Source organism: Arthrobacter sp. H20 (genome assembly GCF_000520515.1).
Classification (GTDB): domain Bacteria; phylum Actinomycetota; class Actinomycetes; order Actinomycetales; family Micrococcaceae; genus Arthrobacter_D.
In genome coordinates, this window is the sequence record NZ_AZRY01000221.1 from 1 (window position 1) to 8,869 (window position 8,869).

Annotated in this window: 12 protein-coding genes and 1 pseudogene; 5 read left to right on the forward strand and 8 right to left on the reverse strand. The window is 60.2% G+C overall.

Annotated features, from left to right (window positions below; genetic code table 11):
- Positions 1-132 precede the first annotated feature (132 nt).
- A complete protein-coding gene (locus Y703_RS0101870; protein WP_026551367.1) occupies positions 133-1,398 on the reverse strand; it encodes an MFS transporter in 1,266 nt (421 codons plus the stop codon).
- Between the two features lie 102 nt (positions 1,399-1,500).
- Between Y703_RS0101870 and soxR the strand changes: the two genes are divergently transcribed.
- Positions 1,501-1,944, forward strand: a complete 444-nt coding sequence (soxR, locus tag Y703_RS0101875; protein ID WP_026551368.1) for a redox-sensitive transcriptional activator SoxR — start codon at positions 1,501-1,503, stop codon at positions 1,942-1,944.
- Positions 1,945-2,372: 428 nt separating this feature from the next.
- Complete coding sequence (locus tag Y703_RS0101880; protein ID WP_026551369.1) at positions 2,373-4,151, forward strand: hypothetical protein; 1,779 nt, start codon at positions 2,373-2,375, stop codon at positions 4,149-4,151.
- 12 nt (positions 4,152-4,163) lie between these two features.
- Here Y703_RS0101880 and Y703_RS0101885 read toward each other — a convergent pair whose 3' ends face one another.
- A complete protein-coding gene (locus Y703_RS0101885) occupies positions 4,164-4,616 on the reverse strand; it encodes a hypothetical protein (protein ID WP_155849370.1) in 453 nt (150 codons plus the stop codon).
- Between the two features lie 94 nt (positions 4,617-4,710).
- Between Y703_RS0101885 and Y703_RS0101890 the strand changes: the two genes are divergently transcribed.
- Entirely contained in the window at positions 4,711-4,965 is a 255-nt protein-coding gene (locus Y703_RS0101890; RefSeq protein ID WP_026551371.1) for a hypothetical protein, read from the forward strand.
- A gap of 72 nt (positions 4,966-5,037) precedes the next feature.
- A pseudogene (locus Y703_RS23260) lies at positions 5,038-5,226 on the forward strand (DUF2958 domain-containing protein); the annotation flags it as partial.
- Between the two features lie 73 nt (positions 5,227-5,299).
- On the opposite strand, the gene Y703_RS0101900 reads toward Y703_RS23260, so the two are convergent.
- Complete coding sequence (locus tag Y703_RS0101900; RefSeq protein WP_162148852.1) at positions 5,300-5,542, reverse strand: helix-turn-helix domain-containing protein; 243 nt, start codon at positions 5,540-5,542, stop codon at positions 5,300-5,302.
- Between the two features lie 386 nt (positions 5,543-5,928).
- On the opposite strand from Y703_RS0101900, the gene Y703_RS22280 reads away from it, so the two are divergent.
- Positions 5,929-6,300, forward strand: coding sequence for a hypothetical protein (locus tag Y703_RS22280; protein WP_026551373.1), 372 nt, complete (start codon positions 5,929-5,931; stop codon positions 6,298-6,300).
- A 214-nt stretch (positions 6,301-6,514) separates the two neighbouring features.
- Here the strand turns inward: Y703_RS22280 and Y703_RS22830 are convergent, their stop codons facing one another.
- The 5 genes from Y703_RS22830 to Y703_RS22285 all read right to left on the reverse strand — a co-directional run.
- A complete protein-coding gene (locus Y703_RS22830; protein ID WP_026551374.1) occupies positions 6,515-6,904 on the reverse strand; it encodes a hypothetical protein in 390 nt (129 codons plus the stop codon).
- 759 nt (positions 6,905-7,663) lie between these two features.
- Complete coding sequence (locus Y703_RS0101915) at positions 7,664-8,122, reverse strand: hypothetical protein (protein ID WP_026551375.1); 459 nt, start codon at positions 8,120-8,122, stop codon at positions 7,664-7,666.
- A gap of 17 nt (positions 8,123-8,139) precedes the next feature.
- A complete protein-coding gene (locus Y703_RS0101920; protein ID WP_026551376.1) occupies positions 8,140-8,355 on the reverse strand; it encodes a hypothetical protein in 216 nt (71 codons plus the stop codon).
- Complete coding sequence (locus Y703_RS0101925; RefSeq protein ID WP_026551377.1) at positions 8,352-8,597, reverse strand: helix-turn-helix domain-containing protein; 246 nt, start codon at positions 8,595-8,597, stop codon at positions 8,352-8,354. The genes Y703_RS0101920 and Y703_RS0101925 overlap by 4 nt, the downstream gene beginning before the upstream one ends.
- Positions 8,598-8,620: 23 nt before the next feature.
- On the reverse strand, positions 8,621-8,869 hold a 249-nt coding region (locus tag Y703_RS22285; RefSeq protein ID WP_035763429.1), incomplete at its 5' end, for a hypothetical protein.

Below are 8,869 nucleotides of genomic sequence, written 5' to 3' on the forward strand. Positions count from 1 at the left end.
CTGGGGTGAAGGAGCGGCGGAGGGGCCTTTCTGCCCTGGGTTTTTCGAGATCGGACATGGCTCCACCATCGGTGTTGGTGGTGGGGGAAGCAAGTGCGGTGCTCACAGGGAATCGGTTTCCAAATCTCGCCCTTAAGGAGTCAGTGGGAAAAGTGGCGGTGTCTCACCCAATGCTGACAGACAGGGACCCGCCGACGTGGCCGGCGGTGCGCCTCTACCCCGGAATACCAGCACCGACACAACGACCAGGAAAAACATAATCGAGGTCGCTCCCCACATTGTGGGGCTAACGCCTAACCAAGTCGAGAGGGCCCCACCGATGAGGTTTCCTACCGGAATGGAACCCCACGTAACGAGCCTGAAGACCGAACCCACACGACCGAGCAGTCCACTGCGTGTCGTGAGCTGACGCAACGCGAAACTGGCAACACCCATCGCGGTCCCCATTGTCGAACCGAGAGCCATGAGCCCCGCAACGACCCAAAAATTAGTGGATACGAGTACAGCGATCATGAACAGTGCCCACCCCACAGCGCCCAGCGCCAGGACGATGTACTCCCCCACCCATCGGACGAGGGAGCTAGTAATCTGGCTGCCGACGACCCCACCGATCGCCGAGACCCCCATCAGCAGGCCAACACCAGCAGTGGACAGCCCCATCTCGCTCTCGTTCAACAGGTAGAAGACGAACAATCCCATCCACGCCCCGAACACAATGTAGATGGCGCCGAGGTAGACGGTGAGTCTACGCAGGAACGGGTTGCTGAAGACGAAGCGGATCCCGTTCTGAAACGCTCGCTGCTCCCTAGGCCTCGTCGGGGCATCCTGATGAATGGTCCGTGCCAGATAAACCATCACTAAAGCGACGCAGATGTAGGCTGCGCTGCCAGCAGCGAACGGCGCCCATAACGCTAACGCAACCAACAATCCGCCCAGGGGCGGGCCGATGAACTCATTGGAAACGGATTGCGCCGACCAGATATAGCTGTTGGCCCTGACCAGATCATCGCGGTGGACGACAGCGGGTGTGAGTGTCTGTGTAGCGGTGTCATAGAAAACTTCGCACGCACCCAAGACGAGGGCGCCGACTACCAGTGTCCAAAGGTTCGGCCCTACGATCATGATCACCGTGAGGGCGGCAAGGATGAACAGCCGTGTGAACGCCGCCGCTGTCGCGATCGTGAGACGGTTGCACCGGTCAGTGAAGACCCCAACGAACAAGCCCAAGAACAACCACGGCAACTTCATGCACGCTGTAATCACAGCGACCTGCCAGGCACTGGCGCCAAGGCTGACGGCAGTCAAAGGGAAGGCCAGCAACACCACCCCATCGGCCAGATTAGCTGCCGTGACACCGCCAAGAAGCCCAGCGAACCGGCGATTGAACAGACGGTTCATCGGCCATCAGAGAATCTAGTGCCGAATGTAAACCCCATAGGCCAAAGGGTATGCGCTCAAGTGCACTTGAGCGCAAGGCAAACCTCAACATAGGTTTACTCCATGCCCGCAGCAGCTCACTCCCACCTGGGGATCGGTAAAGTCGCCGCCCGGTCAGGCTTCGCCGTCTCAGCCATCCGCCACTACGAAGAACTCGGCCTCGTCCACAGCGTAGGGAGGAAGGGAACCCAACGCGTCTTCGACCGCAGCGTGCTACGGCGCTTAGCTTTCATCGCTGCTGCCCGGAACGTCGGACTGACTCTCGCCGAAATCGGCCAAACCCTCGAAGGGCTACCCACTGACAAAGCGCCAACACCGGTGGACTGGAGCAGGATCAGCGAACCATGGAAAGCACGGGTAGACGCCCGGATCGAGGAACTAAACACACTCCGGAAATCCCTTGATGACTGCATCGGCTGCGGATGCCTCTCCATGACAACCTGCGCCATGCTCAACCCCCAAGACGTCGCCGCGCAGCAAGGCCCCGGAGCCCCATGGGTGCTCTAACAACCCCCATGGCTGGCTCCTAGCCGTCATCCGAACATCTTTCGGGTTGCGGTATCGACGAGCGAATTTCGCAAATCATCATTATCGGCCGTGTACCCAGTTGAGCAAGGTGCAACCAATTGGGCCCCTCATCCGAACATTCAGTACGCGTAAACTTTCCGAATGTCGACGTGCGCATTCTTCCTCTACACCCGCAGCAATGACGTCGCGGCCTCCCGCCGGTTCTACTCCGATTTGTTGGGACTCGACCAGATCTGGGACGAAGAAGGCGACATCGCCTACGTAATCGGAGACTCTGTCCAGCTCTCTATCGGCCACGACGCCGCGGCGACCGCCGACGAGGAGTGGGCTTTCCAACCCGGGTGGGTGCTCGGGTTAGAAATCGATCCCAAGCCCAGGCGTCGCCGCGGGTCCTGGAGCATCCCGGGATGCGGTTCATCGGAGGGTTCGGTCATGATGATTTCCGCGGCGACACCCGCGAGCACTGGCGCGGCCACAAGTACAACGCCCGGATCAAGCCCAAGGACGTCTCCTTCCCTTCCTCCGATGTGATCCATCAGGTCGAGCGCCGCGAAGGTGACCGGTTCATTTTCAAATACGTGCGCAAGGATAACGTTTGGTCCGGCCACGAATACGGGCCCGCTAAAACGCGCGCCTCGGCCTACATTTACGCGCACGACCGGTTCCTCATCCCCATCGACCTGGTCGACATTCCCACCATGCGCGGCTATCTGGAGGCCCGGACCGAACGCCACGCCTACTCGGACGCTTTCCCGCTGCTGAAGCAGGCTATCCGCATCAAGGAGCGCGAACAGGCCGCCGAGGCCCCGTTCATCGTCTATTTGGCAGCCCAGGTGGCTGGTGACCTGCAGATCGCTGCTGCTGACGCGGAGACGGGGATCCGTGAGGTCGTCGACTGGTGGAAGCTCGGCAACAAATGGCACCGCCCACTGGTCAAGGGTGAAGACCCTGCCGCCGAAGCCAAGGCTGCTGCCGCGATCATCAAAGAGTTCACGATCCGTCACGCTGGCAAAGCCAACGTCAACACTGACCGGGATGCGGCCGCTGTCTCGGCGATGAAAGCCCTTGTCGGCGATGACCTGTTGTTCGTCGGCCGGCGGCCCAGCGGCACCTATCTGGCGTTCAGCCGCCAGCAACTCAAGTACGGCAAGATTCAGGGTTTCCGCGAGGACGTCTGGACGGTCGAATACTCGATCTCCAAGACCGGAAAGGTCAGCGCCGGAACCGATTGGACCCTGCCGGGCACCCGGGCGGTCAAGACCACGCCCCTCTACACAGCCGATGCCTGGGCGAAGTGGGAGACGTCGACGAATCCGCGCGAGTTCCTCACCGACGACGAGGTGGACACCCTGGTCGAAGCCCTGGAGTCCCGGGTGCTGGATCTCTGCCACACGACCGGGTACCGGCGCTACCTGAACGAGCCGCGCACCCTCCTCCCCGAAGCGTCCATCATTGGTGTCACCTTCGATACGGAAGCCAAGCGCATCGTCGTCGTCTGGGTCCACTCCCCCGAACTGGCCGAAGAACAGCTCGCCAAGGCCACGGACGAGGACATGGAACGGTGCTACCTCAAGTTCACGTCAGGCTGGGCCAAGGACTCCCCCGGCGCCGTCAGAACCCGCTCCCGCAACGAGGACGGCGTGACAGTCACAGTAGAGAGCCGGTGGTACACCGAATCCTTCAAGGACCGGGACGCGACCAGCCGACCCTGGGGACGCATCTGGGACGGGCAAGCCCATGACCCGCGGGTGGTGCGCGAGTACCCGGCCGAGCTGGCCAAGCTCCTGGCATTCTGCGACCTCGTCGACATCCACAACGGTGCGCTGAAGAAGAAGCGCGAAATGGTCAGGACCTACCTGGACCGGATCCAGCGGGACTCCAAGGCCATCGAAATGGAGGCGCTGCGGGTCCGCTACATGGAGGACTACCGCGACGCCGACGGCTGGGAAGAACACAAGAAGGGCCTGCGCCTGAACGGTGCCAGGGTTTTCGTCACTGTCCTCAACGGCACACGTCAGCTCCATCCCCTGAACGAGGCGATCAGCAAGCTGGTCCTCGGTGGTGCTGTACTTGACGGGCAGACCGTCAGTCAGGTGATGACCACCGCGAGAATGTCAGCCGAAGAGCTGGCTCTCGTCGAAGATGAGGGCATCGGCGGGCTCGTCCTGAAAAGCACCTGGGATTAGCGCGGTGACTGCTTAGAGCCGAGTGCCGCTGAGGGCTGCCCCGCGAGGTGCTGGCTCTCGGAGCGGCTTTGTGAAGAAGACAGCTGCAAGGGAAGCGGTGGGTAGTAACAGAGCCCAGTAGATCACCGACACGGGGGCCTCAGCTGGGGACGCCCCCAAGAATATGCTGACCGCTGCCACGGGACCGGCGGCACCACCGAAGGCCGCCGCGACAATTCGAAACCGGGGAGCTTTGGCAGCTGCCAACGCATGCAATCCGATCGCCGGTGCTGCCGCCGAAGCTGCCACAACCAGGCCCATGAAGAATCCAAACACTGGTGCCCAGCTGAGAACCGTGACCCCCAGTGGAGACGGATTGAACCAACCAGCTACGGCGAACACGAGCAGAATCGCAGTGCCCATGAGTCCACCGGCGAGCACCATTTTGAAGAATACGGATGCCAGTGGTGTCGTGTTTTCCCTCATCGTCTGACCCTACGTGCCTGACCCCGGTGGCGATAGACCCGTGAGTCCCTGGCCTGGTCTGCTCACTGAGCCCTACTGCCGCACACCAGAAAGCATGACCGAGAACCCAGCACGCCAGCCCAAAGGCATCCCCGTCGGTGGTCAGTTTTCCGCCACCTCTCACGGGGAGCCTGACCTCCAGCTCGAGGCCCCCGCGATCGACTATTCGCCGCTCGAACCTGCCGCCGACGCCCCACTCCCCCGCCCAGCCAAGACCCAGCGGCGCCGCCGCGGCCACAACTCCTACCCAGGCATCCACGAGATGGGCAAGCGGCCTGCCATTGGTACCAACGAAGAGACACCCCTGTAGGAGATCAAAATGCAGTCTCACTACCTCCAGGGCTGCTTTGACTGGTACGTCGCTTAGTATGACCCCGAAAATCAGAACTCATGGGGTTATGCCGATATTGGTTATGGCGGCGAATGGGGATGCCTCCATCTGCCGGAGATCGAGGCGGTCCAGGGCAACTACGTCATGCCGATCGAACGTGAACTGCATTTCAAGCGCGGAACCCTGTCACACGAATGCATCAAGGACATCGACGCGCCGTCCGGGGCTGAAGCAGGCTAGCCTCAGCACAAAATATCCCCTGACGAAGACTCTCGTCGGGGGATATTTTCGTTTCCGGAGAATGTGGGAACCGCTACCCGGTCTTGCGGCTTTGCAGCAGCATCGCTAGCGCGGCACCTTCGTCCATTTCGACCGCGGGTTGCGGAGTCAAAGATCCTGAGCGATAGGCCATGGAGATAATCTCATCGAGGTTCTCTTGGGAGAAGCGCACCGTCCTCTTATCGAAACGCAGATGTGGCCAGACGCCCTGGTAGACCTTTTCACGGACTGAACGCTCAGAGATACCGAGTCGCACAGCGACCTCTTTGGGGCTCATAAATTCAGTTTGTAGCTGCGACTCTGCCATCGCGTCATCCTTCTGTCACCGCGGACACTTAGTTATCCGTCAGGTACTTCTATGCACGTAATCCCACCACGGCTGTCCGACATTCCTTTTCGACCCGTTTTCGCGTGGTCGGCGTGGTCGAACGACGTGGTTTTAGACGTTATAAGGGGGTTCTATGGGTAGCAAATTCCGCGAGTTTCCGGGGTTCTTGGCTAGAACGACACGCCGCGAAGGGGGTTCAAGTCCCCCTCCGCGCACTAGAAAAACCCCGGATTTCCGGGGTTTTTTTATGCCCTCGACCACGCGGGCCCTGTTTTCGACCATGCGGCGCCAATATTTCCCACGGCCGTCGGCGATGTGGACGCATAGTAAACACTATGGCCAACATCGAAAGACGATCGCGTAAAGACGGCACCACTGCACACCTACTGCGCTGGGTCGACAAAAAGACCGGCAAGCGCAAGACCCAACGCTTTGACGAGGCTAAAGATGCAGAGTTCATGCTGACCGTTTTGGAGGCTCACGACCTCGATGCCTCGTTGGCTCTATCAAGTGCGCAGAAGCACTTCATGGGTGCGTATACGGTCACCAAGATGGTGGAAGATCATATCGAGCTGAGAACAAATGCTAATGGGTACACGATCCAGCGACACAAGGGCCCGCGATGTCGTTCCTCACAAGCGACGAATGGTCCCTGTTGCAGTCGCACATTCCCCGGGAGCACCGTCCGCTCTTTGATTTCCTTTTAGCCACTGGGGTCCGGTTCTCGGAGGCGACAGCCCTCCACGCAAGAGACTTCTCCACCGACCGAAACGGACAGTTCAGTGTGCGGATTGTGTGTGCTTGGAGTCGGACGGAGTCGAACCAGCCTGTAATTGGCCCCCCGAAGACAAAGAAGTCTCGCCGGACCATCCACGTGGCGACCCGAGCTGGAGAGTCCGTGGTTGAGTTGATTAGGGCATCTCAGACGACAGGTGAGCACGTGTTCCTGAGCCAGTCAGGTAAGCCTTTTGAGCATAATCGTGCCTGGAAAATCTGGGACAAAGCAGTGAAGTCAGCGCAGATGTCTACACATGGCCTCAGGCTGAGATTTCGGTCTACCAAAAGGTGACCATTGTGGCCTCCAGCACTGAGCGCGTCAGCGTAAGCTCCCCCTTCGTGGTTCCGCAGATCGATGATAATTTCCGTTGCTGCACCACTGAACGCCCGGCGGACGCCGTAGGCCAGACCGGTTCCGATCCGTTCAACGAGCTGCTGCGCCTTGGCGTAAGTCGCTTCCAGCTCGGCTTCGGCTGCTTCGATGGCGGCAATCGTGTCCGGTGCGTCGACGAGTTTCAGGTCGATTTCTTTCATGGGTTCTCCTCAGTAGATGGATTACTGAGGACCATGTGTGCGGCAGGTAGATTGCCCTGCCCCGGCCGTTCATCCGTGCGGGTGTCGGGACTTGAACCCGACCCCCAGGAAATGCGGCAGCAAATACCAGGCAGCACCTTCCGATGCCGGGCGTCAACCGGACGCCTTACCCGCAGCCATTCCTTTTACGTGAGGAGTTTGAGCCCACTCCCCTGCCGGGGCGGGCCACCGCACGTCATCTGTCTTGAGCTGTACTGGCGCCATTTATTTAGGAGAGCTACTCCCTTTGCCAGCGAGCCGGGACAGTGAATCCGGCTCAGCGTGGACCGGCAAGCTCCGATGCTTGCATCTCGGGTTTACTCCCCGCTCTTCCATTGAGCTACGGTCCTCGGTTCTGGTCAGCCGAAGCTGGAATTCCCTAGCCCTATCGCACGTCTTTCCTAGGATCCGTGCGCTTACTCTTCAGGTTCAACGGCGCAAACAGCCGGGTGGTGTTGAGTGGTGCCGACTCGCGCTGGTCGGTCCTACACATCCTGCCCGGCATACGCCGTTCCAGAGTGGGCTGTCCGGAGTCGAACACAGAATCCTGGCAAAGCCAGGACTCTGTCCAGACACTCGGATGCCGTCTCGAATCGAAGATCCGAGCGGCAGCCCGAGGGGTCTAGCGGCCTGCGTTCCGCAGCACCCTCAGTCCTGCCGGTCCTCACCGGCGGTTGGTTTATCGCTTAACCCTCATGTGTACGGGGCACCAAATAAGTCTCACCGCTCAGATACCGGAACAGATAGGCAGCGCAGAGTGAAGTATCCGGCTGATACGACCAAAGCCAGTCCAGCCCCGACCGTGCCCATAAGAGCAACCGTTCCACCAGCGAGGCCGGTAAAAGCGGCGGCCGACGCTAGGCCGGTCGCGGAGGTAACCAGGCAGCATTCAATCGTTGAGCGAGCGAGGTAGCCAAACTTGGTGATAAGGAGGTGATCGAGCTTCCAAAGGGCGAGACCTACGAGCAAACCAGCTATGGCCCCAATAGCCGCCCCGAACACCCCAGCGAAGACTGCCAGCCCATACATTCCCTCGGCATCGACCACTACGTCACGGGGCTCCCCGATGCCGATGATTATGCTTAGGCCCCCGACCATGGCTCCGACAGATGCGCCCAGGAGCACCGCGAACCCAACAGAGGATCCTTGCAGCGGTCGAGATGGGAAACTGACAGCCATAGCAGTCCTTCCAGCGCTCATGAAGCCTGACCTGAATTGTCGCATTGCTTTCGGCGGGGGTTCTGTAGCTTCCCGTGGACGTGCATGGCGGGTTCAACACCGTCGACAACTCGCATGACTTCCTCGTTCTCCCGCCACAGTCGCGCGTTCTCAGTCTGGCTCTGCCTGATGGCGCCGGATACCTCGTCACCGAACTGCTGGGACTCCCTTGCCGGGGCTGACGGGTCGCTCACTGGACGAGTTCTCCTTGATTGCCTGACTCTGGATCGGCTACCCGCTCGAGGTTGAACTTGGCGCCAACTCCCACGGCGTAGGCGGTCAGGAGGATGAGGTCCGTTGAGGCCTTGTGCGCCTCAAGAAGTTCGATCTCGGAGGAGTCCACCCCGATGCGCTTCGCTAGCCCGCTTTCGGTGAGGTCGAGGCTTTCACGACGGGCTTTCAGTTCATCGACGATCTTTCGGCTGGACCGGACCATGTAGCTGGCATTGATGAGGCCAGCTACATGGTCACCGGGTTGAACGGGTTGAGGCTGCGCCCTTGCTCGGAGCGCCTTTGGGTCTGGTCCAGGTCAATGAAGTAGCGGCGGATGTCTTCGATCTGGATGATCTCGGTACACAGTTCACGGGCACCGAGCTGGTTCAGCTGCCGGACCTTCACCCAGGGCCTCTGGTTCTGGGTGAGCCAGGACAGGGAGATCCCCGTATGGCCAGCATAATGGACAGAGTCGATGAAGGCTTCCTGCGCTGC